The following is a 19,851-nucleotide window of genomic DNA, read 5'->3' as shown; positions in this document are numbered from 1 at the left end:
GCTCTTTTGATTCCAATATCTTTGTTTTCTGGAAAACAAATTGCCTTGTTTGGTCTAGGTCATTCGGGATTGATAACTGCTCATGCCTTAATTTCTGGCGGTGCCGATGTTATTGCTTTTGATGATAATTATACTGTTGTTGAGAAAGCCTCTAAGTTAGGGATTCCGATTGGTAATCTCAGAGATATCCATTGGCAAGATGTATCAGCCTTGGTTTTGACTCCTGGTGTTCCGTTAACCCATCCTCACCCTCACTGGAGCGTTGAATATGCAGGAAGGGCAGGAGTTGAGGTTATTGGTGATATTGAGCTTTTTTATCGACAAATGTTAGCAGAAAAAAGCACAGTTCCTGTTGTTGCGATCACGGGGACGAATGGAAAATCGACAACAACTGCGCTGATTGCTCATATCCTCAGTGTTAGGGGCTGGGATGTTCAGATGGGGGGAAATATTGGGCGAGCTGTCTTAGATTTAGCACCGCCTTCTTTAGGTTCAATCGATCAGGTTTATATTATTGAATGCTCTTCTTATCAAATTGATTTAGCACCTTCATTGCGACCTAATGTGGGTGTTTTGCTCAATCTGTCGACTGATCATATTGACCGGCATGGAACGATCGAAAATTATGTGGCGGTTAAGGAGCAACTTGTTAAGAAAAGTGACATTGCTATCATCTCAATTGATAGTGACTCTTGCCGCAAGATTGCTAATGCAATTGCCTTGTCCTCCAAATCTCTTCTTACGATTGGCGAGCATAAAGATGCTCATTACAACTATGAATCGCCTTATATTTGGGATCAGAAAGGAAGGCGAATCGCTGATCTTAGCAACATTGGATCGTTGAGAGGAAAACATAACATGCAAAATGCAGCAGCAGCTATTGCCGTTTGTCAGAGTTTGGGAGTCTCAAAAGTTGAAATACAAATAGCGATGATCAGTTTTTCAGGTCTTTCTCACCGCCTGGAACAGGTGAGGCTTTTAGATGGAGTTTTATTTGTCAATGATTCTAAAGCAACAAATGCGGATGCTGCTGCTGCTGCTCTTTCAAGTTTTGAGAACGTGTTCTGGATTGCAGGTGGAATGATAAAAGATATTGGCATTTCTGCTACTTTATTGAGATCGTTATCTCATGTGGAAAAGGCTTATCTTATAGGAAAAGATGCAAAACTCTTTTCGGTACAATTAGGTGATAAGGTTCCTTATGAGATATCTAATACATTGAAAGAAGCCGTTAACCATGCCGCTTGGGATGCTCGTCAACTCGGTAAAAGTCCAGTCGTCTTGCTATCGCCTGCTGCGGCTAGCTTTGATCAATTTTCGAATTTTGAGGAACGAGGTGAATCATTTAAGAATGCAGTTAAAGCCCTCGATCCTTTAGATGATTTAAGGTAGATTTTTCAATATGATCTCACGTGCTAAAAGAGGTCTCTTTTCGGATTGGTGGTGGAGTGTCGATAAATTACTTTTAGCCGCATCTCTCTTTCTAATGGCCATAGGTCTTCTACTTTCATTTTCGTCTACTCCTCCGATTGCTAATCGACTCGCGATTGATACTTTTCATTTTGTTAAGCGACATATGCTATTTTTGTTTCCTGCAATGATTCTTATGATAGGAATCTCCTTCTTGGACATCAAGGACATGCGTCGCTTTTCATTTTGGTTATTTGGGATCTTGATCCTTTCAATGTTGTGTTTACCCTTGATAGGGTTTTCTGCTAAAGGCTCAACACGTTGGTTATCAATCGGTTCTTTTCTTTTACAGCCTTCAGAATTTTTAAAACCAGTTTTTGTCATTGTGAATTCTTGGCTGTTTTCTGAAAGTGTAAAGCGGCCAGACATACCTTGCTATACAATTTCTATCGGATTATTGGGTCTTTGCATTGTTTTGCTGATTATCCAGCCTGACTTCGGTCAGGCTGTACTTTTGGGTGGTATATGGATCAGTCTATTTTTTATGGCCGGTATACCTTGGATGGTGATCCTAACTTTGTTAGGATTTGGTGCTTGTAGTTTGGTGATCGCGTATTTTTCTTTCAATCATGTTTCTCGTCGAATTGATCTCTTTTTAATTGGGACAGGGGATAATTATCAGGTTCAAAGAGCTCTTGAAGCCGTTGTTAATGGTGGATGGTTTGGTCTTGGACCTGGTGAGGGAATCACAAAAAACAATTTGCCCGATTGTCATACGGATTTTGTTTTTTCCGTAGCGGTCGAAGAATTTGGTATTCTTCTGACTATTCTCCTAGTATCTCTATTTGCTTTTATTGTCCTTCGTTCATTATTTCATAGCCTGCAAGAGAGGGACCATTTTGTTCAGCTTGCTCTCTCAGGTCTTTCTCTGCAGTTTGGATTTCAGGCCCTCATCAATATGAGTGTGAGTTTGCGTTTAATGCCTGCCAAAGGGATGACCCTTCCTTTTGTTTCTTATGGGGGATCGTCTCTTCTAGCGATTGCGTTGGGTATGGGTTTCATTTTGTGTCTCTCGAAGAAACGTGCAGATTCCTACAGACGCATTCCTTTATGCTGCGGTCTTTTTTCTAATCCTTCAGTTTAATGTTGCTATGAGTCAAGTAAAAGCTTTGCTATGTGCTGGTGGAACCGGTGGTCACCTATTTCCTGCACAAGCCTTGGCACAGGAACTAAAAAATCGTGGATTGTTTGTTGATCTAGCAACTGACTTAAGGGCTGCAGCTTATCTCGACGATTTTCCTGCTGATCATCTTCATATCATTCCATCAGAACCCTTTTCAGGAAAAAATCTTGTGACTGGGTTAGGTTCTTTAATACGCTTAGGAAGCGGCTATTGGAAATCACGTCTCATTATTAGTCAAACACAGCCGCATATTGTTGTTGGGTTTGGAGGATATCCAACAGTGGCACCCATGATGGCAGCAGCACATATGAATATTTCTTGTATCCTTCATGAGCAAAATGCGGTAATGGGTCGCGCCAACACATTTCTTGCTTCTAGGGTAACCGCTGTGGCAACAGGCTTTCATCTAAAAGCAGGATGCATTCATGATGGTCTTTCTGTTATAGTAACAGGTATTCCCTTAAGGGAAAGTGCCCACATTGCATCAGAAACGCCTTTCGTTCCTCCATCTAGCGATGAGCCTTTTAAGTTGTTGGTATTTGGTGGGAGTCAAGGAGCACGATTTTTTTCAGATTTTTTGCCGGAGGCTCTTTCTGGATTAGACGAAACTAAGCGGAAACAGCTTTTAGTTGTTTTGCAATCAAGACCTGAAAATAGAGAGAATGTTCAGTATGCACTTGATCATCTTGGCATCCAATCGGAAGTCGCTCCGTTCTTTAAAAATTTGCCTGAACGGATCGCTTGTGCACATCTAATCTTATGCCGAGCTGGGGCATCATCTGTTGCAGAGCTAGCGCTTATTGGTCGACCTAGTGTCCTGGTTCCGCTTCCTAGAGCCCAATCTCTTAACGATGATCAAGGAGCTAATGCGGCTTATCTTGAACAAACTGGAGGTGCAACAATCATCCAACAAAAGGACTTTTTGCCAGAAGTATTTACGAGGATACTGAGTCAAGCAATTGACCACCCTGAGAATCTTTCTACACAGGCAGAAAAGGTGAGGTTATGCGGCGTGGCTGATGCAACGGAACGGTTAGCAAATATGGTTGAACAATACGCAGGACGTTAGAGCCGAGCTATTAAGAGAGCTTTTATGATCGTATCAAACCTTTCAAACCTTGACGTGCTATCAATCTAAGGGATTCCTCTCCATGAGAATACCAAATGAGATTGGTCTTATCCATTTCATTGGCATTGGTGGGATTGGCATGAGTGCTATTGCTGAGCTGCTGAATAACTTAGGCTATTCGGTTCAGGGTTCAGATACCTCTGAGGGGAAAAATGTAACCCGGTTGAAGGGAAAAGGTATCAAAGTTTCTATTGGGCATCGTGCTGAAAATATTGGAGAGAGCGAAGTTGTTGTCATCTCCACTGCTATTAAGGCTGAGAATCCTGAGTATGCCGAAGCTAAAGAGAGGCATCTTCTTATTGTTTCTCGTGCAGAAATGCTTGCTGCGCTTATGCGGTTTAGACAGACCATTGTGGTTGCTGGAACACATGGAAAAACCACTACAACATCCATGGTTGGCCAGTTGTTAGAAATTGGTGGTCTTGATCCTATCATTATCAATGGTGGTATTCTCAATGCTATAGGAACTAATGCTCGTATGGGAGAAGGAATCTGGATGGTTGTGGAAGCTGATGAAAGCGATGGCTCATTTCTTAAACTTCCTGCTGATGTTGTTATTATTACCAATATTGATTCTGAACATCTTGATTATTATGGTACGTTTAAAAAAGCTAAAGAGGCATTTCAGTTTTTTGTAGAGAAAATTCCTTTTTATGGATTTGGCGTGATGTGTATTGATAATCCTGAAGTACGATCCCTCATCCGCCATATTGAAGATCGTAGAATTATTACGTATGGACATAATCCTAGGGCGGAGGTTCACTTTCATAATGTGCGCTTTGAAGAAACACACTGTTATTTTGATATCATTATACGTGATCGTAAACGTAATAACGAGATCTCTTTTAAAGACTTTTTGTTACCCATGTTAGGGATCCATAATGTGACTAATGCAACAGCTTCTATTGCCGTAGCTCATCAGCTAGGTATCTCAGAAGAGGCGATGCGTCACGGTCTCAAAATATTTAAGGGTGTAGAACGGAGATTTACGCTGACCGGTGTATGGAAAGGAATTCGCATCTTTGATGATTATGCGCACCACCCTGTTGAAATTGCGGCAGTACTCAAAGCGGCACGCATGGCTGCGGGCTTTAATAAAGGTAGTCGGGTTATCGTTATTCAACAACCTCATCGATACACACGACTCAATTCATTATTTGATGATTTTTGTTTATGCTTCAACGATGCTGATACCGTATTGGTCGCGCCTGTTTACGAGGCCGGGGAAAACCCGATTGAGGGTATTCATTCTGAGGCTTTGGTTTCTGGTCTTAAATTAGCTGGCCATCGCGATGCTCGCCTTATCACTGGCACTCAAGATATTGCCCCTATTATTTCAAGCATTGCCAAAGAGGGTGATTATGTGATATTCTTGGGAGCAGGAGATATCACATTTTGGGCCCATTCCTTGCCTAACGAGCTAGCGTCTTTCTCATGATGGGTCAAGAAATTCTTGATGTGCTGGGTTCGAGAAGGAAGGGGATTCGTGGGACTTTGACTTTGAATGTGCCGATATCAAAGGTCACGTGGCTCCGTGTAGGTGGATTCGCTGATTTGTTATTTCAACCGATAGATGAAGAAGATTTATCTGTCTTTTTGACAATTTTACCTTCTCAAATTCCTGTAACCGTTCTTGGCTTAGGTTCAAATGTGTTAGTCCGAGACGGAGGGATTGAAGGGGTAGTAATCCGTTTATCCGCTTCTGGATTTGGTGGGATTCACTTACTTGGAGATGAGAGTCTTAAGGTGGGGACAGCGGTTCCTAACAAGCGTGTTGCGTATGCCGCATTGGAAGCCTCTATTGACGGTTTTTCGTTTTATTATGGAATTCCTGGCTCTATTGGAGGGGCTCTGAGAACAAATGCTGGGGCGAACGGTTCGGAAACTCAAGATCGAGTCATTAGAGTGAGGGGAGTGAATAGGATGGGAAATATTGTGACGCTGTCATTGTCCGATATGCACTATGTCTACCGCCATTCAGGAGTAGACTCTGATCTTATCTTTACTTCTGTGATCCTTCAAGGAATCAGGGGAGAGAAGGAGATGATAAAAAAGAAAATGAATGATGCTCAGGGGCATCGTGATACAGTTCAACCCATTAGAGAGAGAACTGCTGGATCAACTTTCAAAAATCCGTTGAGTTATTCTTCCTGGAAGTTAATTGATGAGGCTGGATTAAGAGGTTTTCAAATTGGCGGTGCCTTGATGAGTTGTATGCATTGCAATTTCATGATCAATACAGGTCCTGCAACAGGGTATGACCTTGAGACTTTGGGTGAAACTGTTCGTGAGCGTGTTTTTTCTCACTCCGGTGTCTTGCTTCAGTGGGAGATTAAACGGTTGGGCCGATTCTCTGAGAATCAAGAAGTTAGGGGATTCGCGCCAGGAAAATAATTCTTTAAATTTATCCCCTGAGCCGGTTTTCCTTGAAAGTCTTTAGAAAGGGTTGGTTATGAGCCATGTTGCGGTCTTGATGGGAGGCTTTTCCTCTGAACGAAATGTTAGTTTATTAACTGGTGAAGTCTGCTCAAGAATGTTAGAGTCTATTGGATACAAGGTCACTCGTATCGATGTAGATAGATCGGTCAGTACAACTCTGGAAAAATTGAAGCCAGATGTTGTGTTTAATGCCTTGCATGGCCCTTATGGTGAAGATGGAACCATACAGGGTATTTTGGAATATCTTGCTATTCCTTATACTCATTCTGGTGTTACCGCTTCAGCCTTGGCTATGAATAAGAGTCTTTCAAAAACGATTGTTCACAGTACTGGTTTGCCTGTCGCTGAATCCAAGATTCAGAATCGGTTAGAAATAAGTCAACAACATCCGATGAAACCTCCTTATGTTATTAAGCCAATAAATGAAGGATCCAGTTTTGGAGTGTTGATCGTTCGTGAGGGTCAATCTATCCCAACGCAGGAGTTATGTTCTTCAAAGTGGCTTTATGGTGATCTGTTGATGGTTGAGCGATTCATTTATGGTCGAGAACTCAGTTGCGCTGTCATGGGAAATGTAACGCTTGGTGTTACTGAAATAATCATACAGGAATCTGAATTTTACAACCATGATTCAAAGTATGGGATGAGTCGATCACAAAACATTATTCCTGCCCATATTCCCCCAAAAGTTTACCAAAAAATCCAGACATTGTCCCTGAAAGCTCATCTTTCTCTTGGATGTCGTGGAATTACTCGTTCTGATTTTAGGTGGGATGATCGTGGAAAAGGGTTAGGGGAATTAATTTGGCTAGAGTTGAATACTCAACCTGGCATGACTTCTGGTTCATTGTTTCCTAAGCTTGCTCAGTACGCAGGGTATGGATTAGATAAACTATTAACATGGATTGTGAAGGATGCTAGTTGCTGTCGATAAACGATAAACTCCGATTGTCGTCGAGGTAATCTGTAACAGTGTTGAAATCCATTGATTCTTCCTATTTAGGGAATTTTATTTCAAGATGTTATCGCACTTTTGTCCGCCGTTCTTCTCGATGGTTTAGTCATCGATCTTTATTTCACAAGGGTAATGGTACTAGATTAGCACTTATTTTTTTAATATCTTGTTGGTCCTATGGTTTTATTTTAGGTGATTATCTCTCTCTTCTTCTTCCTCGATTGATCTCCTTTTTAGAACTTGAAGTGAAGGACATTGTTATTTCAGGACAGATTGAAACACAAGAAGTAGACATTATCAATGCGCTTAGATTAGAAGAGTCAAAAAAAAATCTGGGGTTTGATCTTATTTCTGCAAGGCGTCGAGTGAGATCTTTGCCCTGGATAAAAGATGTCATCCTTCGAAAAATTTATCCTAGCACGCTTCTAGTCATGATATCAGAGTACAAAGCTGTTGCTGTCTGGCAAACTGATAAAAAAATGACAATAGTTCGAAAAAGCGGGGATGTGATTACAAGTTTTGGTATTTCAGAGCTTCATCATCATCGTTTTTCTTATCTTCCTTATTTAATGGGAGAGGGTGCTGCTAAGACTGCTTCAGAAATTTTGCCCATTCTTAACCGATACCCTTGTATTGCGAATCGTGCGGTTACCTATCAGCGTATTGCCGACCGTCGGTGGGATGTTCTCTTGAAAAATGGTCTTCAAATTTTGTTGCCAGAGCAGAATTGTTCTAGAGCACTTGCAAAAATAGCTCATCTTCAGCTTTTGTGGAGTATTCTGGATCGAGATTTAGATGTGATTGATGCTCGTCTAGCGGGGAGGATCATATTAAGGCTGAGTCCGGAGGTCCTTGCTGAGCGCAGAGAATTTGTGACCGATCGGTCACAGAAAATAAGAGCAGCTGAGAGGAATAAGGATCACCATTTATGAGCCTATTCAACCCATCTGATCTCATTCCTCGTATTAAACGGTTATCAGGGAAACGAACAACAACCTTATCTGTTGTTGATATTGGTAGCACGAAGATTTGTTGTGTTATTGCCAAGCTTAAACCCTATGATCAGCGCTCAATGCTACTGAAGCGTTCTCATTCCATTCAAGTGATTGGTTTTGGTTACCAAAAATCTCAAGGTGTTAAGGCTGGTGTTATTGTTGATATGATTGAAGTGGAAAAATCAATTCGCCTTGCTGTTCATCAAGCAGAACAGTCTGCTGGTTTAACCGTTGATTCCATGATGACCACTGTTTCAGCCAGAGGGTTTACTAGTCATCTTCTTACCTCTGGTATAATGCTAAAGGGTAATGAAGTTCAGAAGCAAGATATTCGTGAAGTTTTGACTGCCTGTCATTTCGATATTAATCAGGAAAGACGCGCAATATTGCACGCTATACCTATTACTTATTCTCTGGATCATGAAACAGGAATACATAATCCTGAAGGTCTTGTTGGTCGTAAGCTGAGTGTCAATATGCATGTAGTCGAGGTTGATATTGCGCCGCTGAATAATATTGAATCCTGTCTTAATCGTTCTCATTTATCTCTTGATGCTATAGTTGCAGAACCCTATGCCAGTGGTCTTGCATCATTGATGGACGATGAGATGCGTATGGGCTGTGCCTGTATTGATATGGGGGGAGGAACTACAACTACTTCTATTTTCCTGAATGGAGATCTTGTATTTATTGATTCCATTGCTGTTGGTGGTAATCATGCGACTATGGATCTTGCAAAAATTCTTTCGATCCCCGTGGCTGATGCAGAAAGGATCAAGATCTTGCGTGGATCGGTTCTGTTAACTCAGGCAGGAGATAGAGATTTTGTTAGCGTACCAGTGATCGGAGAAGATACGAGGATTATCAGACATCAGGTTACCCAATCTCATATCTCAAAGATCATTCGCTCGCGTGTTGAAGAAACCTTTGAGATGGTACGTGATCGTATTAATCAATCGTGTTTTGCGAATGCTGTTGGTAAACGATTAATTCTGACAGGTGGAGCGAGCCAGTTGCTGGGTGTTGGTGAATTAGCCTCTCGTATCTTGGGTTCCAGTGCCCGTATTGGCCGGCCATTAGGGATTTCTGCCATGCCAAAGATCGCTAAAAGCCCTGCGTTTTCGGCATGTTTTGGTATGTTGATTTATCCTCAGATTTCCCATCTTGAATACATTCCAAAGAAAAAGCATATCAAATCTATTATGCAACCGTTGTCTGAAAGTAGTTTTCGCCGATTCAGCGAATGGTTTCGAGAAAGTTTTTAAAGTGAATTCTGCTTTTATGCAGGCAATAAAGAGTAACCAGGGGTGAAATATGATATGACGATTAATCTGCAGAAGACAGACATCACCGAGCTCAAGCCACGCATTACAGTATTTGGAGTTGGTGGTGGTGGTGGTAACGCTGTCAATAATATGATTCATTCAGGTCTTGAGGGCGTAGAATTTGTTGTTGCGAACACTGATGCTCAAGCTTTAGCTATGTCAAAAGCCGAAAGGTTGGTCCAGATGGGTGTTGCTGTAACGGAAGGATTGGGTGCAGGATCGCAGCCTGAAATAGGATGTGCAGCTGCAGAAGAGTGCATTGATGAAATCAATGATCATTTGTCGGGCACACATATGGCATTTGTAACTGCTGGGATGGGTGGGGGTACCGGAACAGGAGCAGCTCCTGTTGTCGCACGTGCAGCCCGTGAGATGGGTATTTTAACAGTGGGGGTTATTACCAAGCCATTTAGTTTCGAGGGTAAGCGCCGTATGATGACAGCAGAGGCTGGTATTGATGAGTTGCAAAAGCATGTCGATACACTGATTGTTATTCCCAATCAGAACCTGTTCCGCATTGCCAACGAGAAAACGACATTTGCTGATGCTTTTTCAATGGCTGATGAGGTCCTTTACTCCGGTGTTGCCTGCATTACTGATCTCATGGTTAAAGAAGGTCTTATCAATCTTGACTTTGCTGATGTTCGTTCTGTTATGCGCGAGATGGGTCGAGCTATGATGGGAACTGGTGAAGCATCATCTGAAGGCAGAGCTATGGCGGCGGCTGAAGCGGCTATTTCTAATCCACTCCTTGATGAAACATCGATGGTTGGTGCTCATGGTGTGTTAATTTCCATTACTGGTGGCAGGGACATGACCCTGTTTGAAGTTGATGAAGCCGCTACAAGAATTCGGGAAGAGGTTGATCCAGATGCCAATATTATTCTAGGAGCAACCTTTGATGAGAGTCTTGAGGGTGTTATTAGGGTCTCTGTTGTAGCAACAGGAATTGACGGCCATTCCTCTCAAACAACCTCTCAGAATCAGGAGAGAATAGATGAGGGAGTGGAACGGTTACAACAATCTGCAATGGCGTATCCAACTGGTTCTCCTGTTATTCTGGAGTCAAAAGCTGATGAAAAAGATGAGAAGATAGAATCAGAACCTACTTTTTTAGAAACGACACTACCTGTTTCTTCTGCTCTTCTTCGCGGTAATGAAAGAGAGCATGAACCGATGATCACTGATAGGGGTCGTCTTTCTGAAATCGACTTCCAGAAGGCTCTGAAGTCTGACATGACTTTTTCTAAAGTATCTGGTACTGAGATGCCGAAGATTTCAGATGTTCCTCCTAGTGTTGGAGATGTTAGAGAAAAAGAACTGGTTTCGAAACAGGGACACGCTAACGATGAAAATGGTCCAATAGGTTTATTGAAACGTTTCGCTAAAGGTTTTGGCGCTACAAGGTCTACAAAAACATCAGATCGTGTTGATAATCATCAATCAATCAACCGTTCTTTTGAAAGGGATCCACATATTCCTTGCGAAAATAACAACCCTTCTGCGACTCAAAGGAATAATAGTTTAGATATGCATGATCGAATGAGCAGTTCGGGTCAGATCTTATCTGAGGATGATGAGCTAGATATTCCAGCATTTTTACGCCGAGAAGCAAATTAATATTAACATTCGCTTGGTTTTCTTTTAAATATTGTTGTTTTAATTTTTTGATAACGCAGTGTCAATTCACTGCCTAGAGAGGCAGATTCGAAACAGGTCTAGTTTCTTCTATATACTTTCTTTATTCTGTCGTTTTTGTGGAGTTGAGAGCAGTAAGTCAGTAAGTGCTGAGCAAGAATCTTTTAAAGACAGGAATCATAACGTCTAGAAACGAAGAGTTAGGAACATATTAAATGAATGAGATCGGATATCAGAACACACTTGCCGACCGGATTGATGTTAAAGGAATCGGTGTTCATAGTGGTAAGGCGGTTTCCATTTCTCTTCTTCCTGCTGACGTGGGAGTCGGTATCGTCTTCCAGCGGACTGATGTAGAATCTAACAATCAACGAGAGATTCCTGCTGTTGTGTCGTCTGTTGGCGCGACAGCGCTTTGTACTGTTTTGGGTGATCCATCAGGTGTCAATGTGATGACAGTTGAACATTTGATGGCTGCACTTGTTGGTCTGCATGTTGATAATGTTATTGTTGAAGTTGATAGTTCTGAAATTCCGGTGATGGATGGTAGTTCAGAATTTTTTGTTGAAGCCATTGATGGTGTTGGTCTTCGTTCTCTTAGCAGACTTCGCCGATATCTTCGGGTACTTAAGGAAATTCGGTTTGATATGGGATCCAGTTGGGGGATGTTCACGCCTTATAATACAACTCGTTTTGAGGTTGAAATCGATTTTGATGAAGAGATTATCGGGAATCAGTCTTTTGCCTCAGACCTGACACCTGAGATCTTTCGGAGAGACATTTCTCGTGCCCGGACATTTGGGTTCATGAAGGACGTTGAGCGTTACTGGGCTTCTGGATTGGCACTGGGTTCCAGTCTCGATAACTCTGTTGTTATTGGAGATGATAACAGAGTTATCAATTCAGAGGGATTGCGCTATGAAGATGAATTTGTTCGCCATAAGACTCTTGATGCTGTTGGAGATTTAGCACTTGCCGGCGCTCAGATATTGGGATGTTACCGTTCTTATCGTGGAGGACATAAAGTCAATATCATGGCATTACAGACACTATTGCAAGATCAAAAATCCTATGAATGGGTCGATGTTCCTGAGACCCGTCATCATGCAATTCATGTTGAATTGAGGGCTCTTAGTACGATTGGTAGTCCTGCATATGCTGCTGATAAAAGCTAATTTCATAATCGTCTTAGGCTATTTTCTTTACCGGTTTTCAGTAAGGTTTACAAACATTCAAATGGGATAAATGAATTTGGAAAGAAAAAGGACTCGTAGGAAGATATGAATCAATTGTACATTCATTTTAAAAGGAGATTAGATCCGTTGAGTTCTCTATCTGCTCTTTTGAAAGTTCTGGCTCTTTCAACATCTTTGTTTTTAGTCTCATGTGCGACGGACATCGATGGTATTACCTTTTCAGATCTTATTATGCCGGCTGAACAGGTTTATAATAACGCTTTGGCTTATATGAAGAAAGGGGATTATAAGGAAGCTCAGAAACAGTTAAAAACACTTGACCTTCAGCATCCTTATTCTCTTTATGCTCAGAAGGGCAGTCTTATGGCGACCTATATTGCCTATCAAAAAAGGAATTACGAAGAAGCGATTTCTCAAGGTAGACGTTTTTTGTCGCGGTATCCTGCTCACAAGGCATCGCCATATGCCTTGTATCTTATTGGCATGTCTCACTACGCACGGCAGACATCAGATATAAGGCTTGACCAAAGTGATTCACAAAAGACGTATCAGGTCATGAATGAGCTTGTTGATACATATCCTGACAGCCAATATGTTGAAGAGGCCAAGCGTAAAATGCGGATTTCTAAAGAGCAAATTGCTGGTCAGGAGATGGGTGTGGGGAGATATTATCAAGAACGTCATGAATTTTTGGCCGCAATCAATAGATTCCGTACTATTCTAGAAATGTATCAGGAAACTCAATATGTAGAAGAAGCTCTAGCACGTCTAGTTGAGACCTATTATGCGTTAGGACTAACAAATGAATCTCAAACGGCTGCAGGAATTCTGGGAAAACAATTTCCTAATAGCAAATGGTATAACTACTCCTATGCTCTTTTGAAAAAAAAGGATTGAAGATCATGAGAAGTGGCTCTCATATTTTTATCTTGAGGCACCAAGAAATGAATATTTCTTGTTTCCCCTCAAGATAAAAATATGATATAATTAACTTATTATTCTTTTTTTATCTAGCCATCGATAATGGGTCACATGCCCTTATAGCTCAGATGGTAGAGCAACTGATTTGTAATCAGTAGGTCCGCGGTTCGATTCCGTGTAGGGGCACCATAAGTCTTTATAAGACTCAGAAAGTGATCTCTTGGATCCGTAATTTTCTGATCTGAAGCGAGATCCTTCCTCTTTACCATTGTGTTGGCATTGACAATCAGTAATAAAACGACTTTGACTTTATACTTTCCAGTCTTTCTTGTGGCGTATTATGGATGAAGAAAATACGGTTCCTGACAGAAAGAAGATCCGCTTTTAGATTGATTCTCTTCATTATATACACCTCATGAGAAGAGAGAGCAACCTTGCGGATTTCCTCTCATCATAGCAGTGTAGTGAGATGATGACATATTCAAGACGCTTAAGGTCTGCTTAATATTCATTCTGCATCAAGAAAAGAAGGATAGTAAAATCGTTATTTTCATCCAATATGAACCCGTTAAGGCTCTCTTGTGAGAGCGATAAGGATTCTCTTTATGATATATTTTCGTATTCGATGGTGACTAAGATGTTATAGATTGTTTGAGCATCTAGAGATAAGCGTAAGCTTGAGAGTACTGTCTCCTTTTTAAGGAATCGGGCGCTGCGTGACAAAATTTTAAGGTGATCCGCGCCGGCATCTTCTGGTGCGAGCAACATAAAAGCGAGATCAACTGGAGAGTGATCGAGTGACTCAAACTCAACCGGTTTTGCAAGTTGGATAAAAACCCCCATAATTCTGCTAAGCCCGTTTAATTTTCCATGAGGGATCGCGACTCCATGTCCAATCCCTGTTGAGCCAAGACGTTCCCGCTCAATTAATGTGTTTAAAATTTCATGCTCATCTCGATGAATTTGGGTAGCAGCTAACTCAGATAGAGCTTGCAACAACTGTTTTTTAGAATTTATTTTCAACTTAGCCAAAACTGAATCTGGAGTTATTATTTCACGCATGTCGATCATATTTTATCCTAATTATCAGCTTGTTGTTGAGCGATTTGATATGGTATCAAATTATCTATAAATAACACCTTTGAAAAAGATGCAGGACATTGAACTATCATTTTCTATTCTACGACTGCCAGTGTGATTAATTTTATTCGGAGAGGGGTGATGATTATAAGTATCAGCTCCTCCTACACTAGGCTTGAATTCAGAATTAAGATAAATAACGCAATCAATCATAATCAGTTTATGATTTACCTTTGACAGCTTATGTATATCTTATCCTATTATATAGGATCAACGATCGTGATAATTTGTGTTAACATTACTATAGAAACAGGGATTTTTTTATAGGTTTTTCTTTCGAAAACTTCAGTTATTGCTACTGATCAGAAAGTTTTCATTATTTCCTCTGACTTAGGAAGTTAGGCAGGAGCATATACGATAGGCTCTATTCTAAAAGCGTAAAGAACTTGCTTTTTTCCTTAATCCCTAATATACAGATCGTCTATATTGAGAGAGACGATCTCAGTTTATGATGTTGGTTCGATTATCAATGACCGGAGTAAAAAAAGATGGCTGTACCTAAGAGTAAAAGCACTCGGATGAAAAGAGGGCATCGTCGGTCATCAAATGCACTCAAGGATCCGGTTTATATTGAGGATAAAAATTCAGGTGAATTTAGACGTCCTCACCATATTGATATGAAAACTGGTATATATAGGGGAAATCAGATTCTTAAACCAAAAGAATCTATTTAATTCAAGATTGAATGACTCTTCTTCTTGACATCACCACATGTTTGCTTTTTTGCCTATTAGTTCAGAAAGGTTGTTCAGATTGTTCTTCTTTAGATGTTGACTGATCTCATCTAGCATTTTTGATACTAGATAAGGACCTTTATAGATCAGGCCTGTGTAAATTTGTACGAGCGAAGCCCCAGCTTCAATTTTTGAAATCGCATTTACAGTATTAACAACACCCCCGACACCTATTAGTGGTATTCTGCCTTCTAATCGTTGATAGACGTGAGCAAGAATACGAGTCGAACGATCAAACAAAGGGGCCCCAGATAAACCTCCAGCAGGAGCCCGTTTGGAATCAAACAGTCCATCGCGTGACAAGGTTGTGTTGGATACAATCAATGCATCAATATCTGATTTCAGAACGGCTGATGTTATATTATCAAGGTCTTGTTCGGACAAATCAGGGGCTATTTTTAGAAAAATAGGCGTTCTTTTATTACCATTAATGCAGGTTTTTTTGCGCACTTTATCCACGTGGTTTAGCAAATTGATCAGCCTATTCTTATCTTGCAGGTTTCGTAACCCAGGTGTATTAGGTGATGAGATGTTGATCGTTAAATAATTGGCTAAGTCTTCAAATCTTTGGATACCGCTTACATAATCTGCGATAAAATCCTCAGAATTCTTATTTGCGCCAATGTTAACACCAACAATACCTGTTTTATGGATTCGTCTCGCCAGTACCTGAATGACGTGATGATGTCCCTTGTTATTAAAACCAAGTCTATTAATAATCCCTTTTTCGTGAGGAAAGCGAAACACTCGGGGTTTGGTATTTCCTCTCTGAGGAAAAGGTGTGATTGTTCCAATCTCTACATGACCAAAACCTAGCGCCAGCAATGAGTCAAAAACATCCGCATTTTTATCGTAACCGGCGGCCATGCCAAGTGGATTGGGGAATTTTAGTCCAGCGATATCTATTGATAATTTTTTGTCAGCTTTCCTAGAAAGCTTTGGAAATAAACCTAATTTCAGTAGAACAAGTGATAACGAGTGTGCTTTTTCAGGATCAAGTGATAACAAGAGTGGTTGGACAATTTTTCCAAAGGCAGCAGCTATTGTTTCAATCATAATCAAATGAAGCTTTCTTTATTCTATCGTCATTCATAGAGTAGCTCCAGTCTTAAGAAATTCTTATGTTTGTATAGTCAATATTCTAGGTCTAGGGTTTACAGAATCAATTGATATGTTTGGAAATGTTTTCTATGAATAAATTCATCATACTAAAGTCATTAATGTCAGTTTTATATGCTGAACATTTAAAAACTTAAGATTCTATTATTTTCTGTCATGGTTATATCAAAATACCCTCAAACAAAAAGGAAAGCTATCCTTAAAAAACTAGAGCGCAATTCATTTCTCTAACGATCTAACATAAAATAACGAGCTGTCTATACTAATGGATTCTATTTGATTGACTGATTATCAAGATGATGATTATCACACGTAAAGATTTTATGTTTATGGACTAGAAAATAGGATGGGATTGGAAGTAGCTGTACAAATGGATCATATTTCCTGTATCGATATTAACGGAGATTCGACTTTCGCCTTAATGCTCGAGGCTCAGCGTCGTGGACATACTCTCTTCCACTATGAAGTGGACAGCTTGTCGATGCGTGAGGGACATGTTTATGCGTTTTGTGAAATTATAGAGGTTAAGGACAAAAAAGGAGCCCATTACTCATTACGTGATGCCCAATTAAGAGATCTGGCCAAAATGGATGTAATTTTGATGCGTCAAGATCCACCTTTTGATATGGGTTATATCACAGCAACTCATCTTCTTGAGCGTATTCATCCGGGTACATTAGTTGTCAACAACCCAGGAGAGGTTCGCAACGCACCAGAAAAAATCTTTGTCACTGAATTCAATGAATTAATGCCCGAAACCCTCATCACTCGCTCTGCTGATGAGGTGAAAAGGTTTCGAGATGAGTTTAAAGATATTATCATCAAACCTCTATACAGCAGTGGGGGAGAGGGTGTTTTTAGGATCTCAGAAGAGAACGAAAATCTTTTTTCTTTGATTAGAATGTTTTACGATAGGTGGCGGGAACCATTTATTGTCCAGCGTTACCTGAAGGAAATCAAGGAAGGTGACAAGAGAATAATCTTAATAGATGGTACCCCTGTTGGAGCGATCAATCGGCTACCAATGCAGGGTGAAGCACGGTCTAATATGCATGTAGGTGGAAAAGCTGAAATTGTTAGCATGACAGAAAAGGAACAAGAAATTTGTGCTAGGATTGGTCCAGAATTGAAAAGGAGAGGCTTTATTTTTGTCGGAATTGATGTTATAGGTGGTTACTTGACTGAAATCAATGTAACATCACCAACTGGTATACGCGAAGTAAAAAGATTTGGTGGAGCTGATATATCTGAATTATTTTGGAGTGTTTTAGAAGGTAAAAGGTCGTGAAGTGTTTAATTTTTTCTCCTTTTTAGGTAAAGTGAGTTATAAGAGTCATCTCTTTCCTTATAGAGTTCTTGTTTTGAAATGACTTATCTTGTCACCGAAAACTGTATCAAATGTAAATATATGGACTGTGTTGAAGTCTGTCCTGTCGATTGCTTTTATGAGGGTGAAAACATGCTTGTCATTCACCCTGATGAGTGCATTGACTGTGGGGTCTGCGAACCAGAATGTCCAGCTGAAGCGATAAAGCCTGATACGAATTCTGGATTGGATAAATGGCTCAAGATTAACACTGCATATGCTAAAAAGTGGCCTAATATTATCACGAAAGGGAATCCACCTGCTGATGCCGAGAATTTTGATGGTGAGCAAGGTAAATTTGAAAAATACTTTAGCAAATCTCCAGGCGATGGAAATTAGTAATAACATAACGACTCCATTTTCGATCCCTTTCACTTTAAAATGAAGACGAGCCATAAAGACTAGTATTCAAGCTTCTTTAACCCAAAGCGAATTTGATTCAAGAAACATGACCTTTCGGAGCCAATACCATCATCATTTGTCGGCCTTCGAGTTTAGGTTCAGATTCAACCTTTGCAATTTCTTCTGTATCTCCTTTCACTTTTTGTAAAAGATCCATACCAAGATTTATATGCATCATTTCACGACCCCGAAACCGTAAAGTCACTTTGACTTTATCTCCGTCTTCAAAAAATCGGCGTACAGAGCGCATTTTTACATCATAGTCATGTGTATCAATGTTAGGACGCATTTTTATTTCCTTGACTTCGATAGTTTTTTGTTTTTTCCGCGCTTCAGCCGCTTTTTTCTGCGCTGCGTATTTATACTTACCTAAATCAAGAATTTTACAAATCGGAGGTCTATGGGCTGGTGAAATTTCTACTAAATCAAGACCTGCATCAAGAGCCATCTCAAGGGCTGCTTCAAGAGGAACTGAGCCATGGTTATCCCCATGCTCATCAATAAGACGTACTTCAGGAGCAGAAATTTCTTGGTTTGCGCGTGGTCCAGATTTTTGTGGTATTGCGGCAGTTCTATGAGGACGTCGAATGGTCGTGTTCTCCTGAATAATGATCATTATAAAGCTTAAAGAGGATTGATTTCAACCTCCGACCCAATATAACATGGATATTAATGAAAAACAGATGAATTAACATAGTTTTATTAATTTCTATTTTCTTTTCGTTAATAAGCTACGGTAAACAGCAATAGTTTTTTCCCTCATCCGCTCGACAGAATAAAACTTATGAACATGATTACGTGCTCTTGTTCCTATTTCCTGAAGCGTATTCATACTTAACGATAAAATATGGTTCATTGCAATTGCCATTTCTTCAGAATTGCCTGCTTTAACTTTCCATCCAGTGTTTTGATCATGGATACATTCAGGCTCTGAACAAACCGTTTCTTCCACAGCTCCAATACGTGTGGCCAATACTGGCTTGCCCATAGCGGCTGCTTCAACGGCTGTTCGACCAAATGTTTCAGCTTTAATGGAGGCAACCACAATAATATCTGCGAGTGCTATAGCAGCAGAAGGATCATTACAGTGTCCCGGTAAAACAAAATGATTCTTAAGATCATATTCGGTAATTTTTTTTTGTAAACGATCAACATAATCGGTTCGCCCCTGTGGATCACCAGCTAAGATAAAACGAGCACAAGGGTAAGACGAGATCACTTGACGAGCGGCTTCAATGATAACCGATTGACCTTTCCAATGAGTCAGACGTGCTAGATTCAGGAATATAATATCGCTCTCCCTAATATTCCAATTTTGGCGCAATGCCATGAGACGTTCTTCAGATATTACAGAAAGATCAAACTTTGAAAAATCGATTCCGCGTGCAATAGCGACGATTTTCTGAGAAGCAGAAGGATGTCGTTTGTATATCAGGTTAGCTGTCCACTGAGAATTTGCAATGACCATGTCACCACGGACCATAACTGAATTGTAGAATTTCTTCGGCCAGCTTTTTTGAGTGTATGCACCGTGATAAGTCGTGACAAAGGGTGTATTGGTCTGGCGAGCCGCAAATAGCGAAGACCAAGCCGGAGCCCTTGAACGAGCATGAAGAAGATCAACATGGTATGATCGAATGACAGATTTCAGAAGATCTGTATTTCTTAAAAGAGCGATAGGGTTTTTAGTATCCAGTGGGAGTATGATATGCTCGCTGCCTAATTGCTCAGCCTCTTTACACATCCGACCACCACTGCTCGCAATGAGCGATCTCCAGCCTTCTTTGGAGACCGCATGGCCTACATCAAGAGCCGTTTGCTCGACCCCGCCGGTTTTCAGTGCTGGTACAATTTGAAGAATTGTTGGTTCGTTCATCGCAGCTCTTCACAGACTTAAAA

Annotated in this window: 18 protein-coding genes and 1 tRNA gene; 15 read left to right on the top strand and 4 right to left on the bottom strand. The window is 40.6% G+C overall.

Annotated elements, in window-relative coordinates:
- Positions 1 to 6 precede the first annotated feature (6 nt).
- The 12 genes from murD (at position 7) to AAGD37_RS00450 (ending at position 13,380) form a co-directional block, all read left to right on the top strand.
- On the top strand, positions 7 to 1,392 hold the full coding sequence (gene murD, locus AAGD37_RS00505; RefSeq protein ID WP_341760345.1) for a UDP-N-acetylmuramoyl-L-alanine--D-glutamate ligase: 1,386 nt from the start codon (positions 7 to 9) through the stop codon (positions 1,390 to 1,392).
- A 10-nt stretch (positions 1,393 to 1,402) separates the two neighbouring features.
- A complete protein-coding gene (locus AAGD37_RS00500; protein WP_341760344.1) occupies positions 1,403 to 2,554 on the top strand; it encodes a putative peptidoglycan glycosyltransferase FtsW in 1,152 nt (383 codons plus the stop codon).
- Complete coding sequence (locus AAGD37_RS00495; RefSeq protein ID WP_341760343.1) at positions 2,493 to 3,662, top strand: UDP-N-acetylglucosamine--N-acetylmuramyl-(pentapeptide) pyrophosphoryl-undecaprenol N-acetylglucosamine transferase; 1,170 nt, start codon at positions 2,493 to 2,495, stop codon at positions 3,660 to 3,662. Before AAGD37_RS00500 ends, AAGD37_RS00495 begins: the two co-directional genes overlap by 62 nt.
- Before the next feature lie 82 nt (positions 3,663 to 3,744).
- Positions 3,745 to 5,160 carry a UDP-N-acetylmuramate--L-alanine ligase gene (gene murC, locus AAGD37_RS00490; RefSeq protein WP_341760342.1) on the top strand — a complete coding sequence of 472 codons (1,416 nt, stop codon included), beginning with the start codon at positions 3,745 to 3,747 and terminating at the stop codon, positions 5,158 to 5,160.
- A complete protein-coding gene (murB, locus tag AAGD37_RS00485) occupies positions 5,157 to 6,116 on the top strand; it encodes a UDP-N-acetylmuramate dehydrogenase (RefSeq protein WP_341760341.1) in 960 nt (319 codons plus the stop codon). The genes murC and murB overlap by 4 nt, the downstream gene beginning before the upstream one ends.
- 52 nt (positions 6,117 to 6,168) lie before the next feature.
- Positions 6,169 to 7,095 (top strand): D-alanine--D-alanine ligase, encoded by a 927-nt coding sequence (locus AAGD37_RS00480; RefSeq protein WP_341760340.1) that lies wholly within the window; start codon positions 6,169 to 6,171, stop codon positions 7,093 to 7,095.
- Between the two features lie 38 nt (positions 7,096 to 7,133).
- Positions 7,134 to 8,048, top strand: coding sequence for a cell division protein FtsQ/DivIB (locus AAGD37_RS00475; protein WP_341760339.1), 915 nt, complete (start codon positions 7,134 to 7,136; stop codon positions 8,046 to 8,048).
- Positions 8,045 to 9,376, top strand: coding sequence for a cell division protein FtsA (gene ftsA / locus AAGD37_RS00470; protein ID WP_341760338.1), 1,332 nt, complete (start codon positions 8,045 to 8,047; stop codon positions 9,374 to 9,376). The genes AAGD37_RS00475 and ftsA overlap by 4 nt, the downstream gene beginning before the upstream one ends.
- A gap of 54 nt (positions 9,377 to 9,430) precedes the next feature.
- Complete coding sequence (gene ftsZ / locus AAGD37_RS00465; protein WP_341760337.1) at positions 9,431 to 11,056, top strand: cell division protein FtsZ; 1,626 nt, start codon at positions 9,431 to 9,433, stop codon at positions 11,054 to 11,056.
- A 233-nt stretch (positions 11,057 to 11,289) separates the two neighbouring features.
- Positions 11,290 to 12,249: a UDP-3-O-acyl-N-acetylglucosamine deacetylase gene (gene lpxC, locus AAGD37_RS00460; protein WP_341760336.1), complete on the top strand. Its 960-nt coding sequence runs from the start codon at positions 11,290 to 11,292 to the stop codon at positions 12,247 to 12,249.
- A gap of 147 nt (positions 12,250 to 12,396) precedes the next feature.
- Positions 12,397 to 13,167 (top strand): outer membrane protein assembly factor BamD, encoded by a 771-nt coding sequence (locus AAGD37_RS00455; RefSeq protein ID WP_341760335.1) that lies wholly within the window; start codon positions 12,397 to 12,399, stop codon positions 13,165 to 13,167.
- Between the two features lie 137 nt (positions 13,168 to 13,304).
- Positions 13,305 to 13,380: transfer RNA gene (locus AAGD37_RS00450), tRNA-Thr, on the top strand.
- Between the two features lie 414 nt (positions 13,381 to 13,794).
- Here the strand turns inward: AAGD37_RS00450 and ptsN are convergent.
- Positions 13,795 to 14,259, bottom strand: a complete 465-nt coding sequence (gene ptsN / locus AAGD37_RS00445) for a PTS IIA-like nitrogen regulatory protein PtsN (protein ID WP_341760704.1) — start codon at positions 14,257 to 14,259, stop codon at positions 13,795 to 13,797.
- A 560-nt stretch (positions 14,260 to 14,819) separates the two neighbouring features.
- Here ptsN and rpmF point away from each other — a divergent pair.
- A complete protein-coding gene (rpmF, locus tag AAGD37_RS00440; RefSeq protein ID WP_341760334.1) occupies positions 14,820 to 15,005 on the top strand; it encodes a 50S ribosomal protein L32 in 186 nt (61 codons plus the stop codon).
- Positions 15,006 to 15,035: 30 nt separating this feature from the next.
- Here rpmF and AAGD37_RS00435 read toward each other — a convergent pair whose 3' ends face one another.
- A complete protein-coding gene (locus tag AAGD37_RS00435) occupies positions 15,036 to 16,109 on the bottom strand; it encodes a quinone-dependent dihydroorotate dehydrogenase (RefSeq protein WP_424945466.1) in 1,074 nt (357 codons plus the stop codon).
- 421 nt (positions 16,110 to 16,530) lie between these two features.
- Here AAGD37_RS00435 and gshB point away from each other — a divergent pair, with 421 nt between their 5' ends.
- Positions 16,531 to 17,472, top strand: a complete 942-nt coding sequence (gshB, locus tag AAGD37_RS00430; protein ID WP_341760332.1) for a glutathione synthase — start codon at positions 16,531 to 16,533, stop codon at positions 17,470 to 17,472.
- Positions 17,473 to 17,550: 78 nt separating this feature from the next.
- Complete coding sequence (gene fdxA / locus AAGD37_RS00425; protein WP_341760331.1) at positions 17,551 to 17,889, top strand: ferredoxin FdxA; 339 nt, start codon at positions 17,551 to 17,553, stop codon at positions 17,887 to 17,889.
- Positions 17,890 to 17,989: 100 nt separating this feature from the next.
- On the opposite strand, the gene infC is transcribed toward fdxA, so the two are convergent.
- Both infC and AAGD37_RS00415 read right to left on the bottom strand, forming a co-directional pair.
- Positions 17,990 to 18,541 (bottom strand): translation initiation factor IF-3, encoded by a 552-nt coding sequence (gene infC / locus AAGD37_RS00420; protein WP_341760703.1) that lies wholly within the window; start codon positions 18,539 to 18,541, stop codon positions 17,990 to 17,992.
- A 120-nt stretch (positions 18,542 to 18,661) separates the two neighbouring features.
- Positions 18,662 to 19,828 (bottom strand): glycosyltransferase family 4 protein, encoded by a 1,167-nt coding sequence (locus tag AAGD37_RS00415; protein ID WP_341760330.1) that lies wholly within the window; start codon positions 19,826 to 19,828, stop codon positions 18,662 to 18,664.
- Positions 19,829 to 19,851 lie beyond the last annotated feature (23 nt).

This window comes from Candidatus Endowatersipora endosymbiont of Watersipora subatra, from assembly GCF_964026585.1.
Lineage (GTDB): Bacteria > Pseudomonadota > Alphaproteobacteria > Rhizobiales > Rhizobiaceae > Pseudahrensia.
The sequence above is the reverse complement of the archived record's forward strand: the minus strand, read 5'-3'. Positions and strand labels throughout refer to the sequence as shown.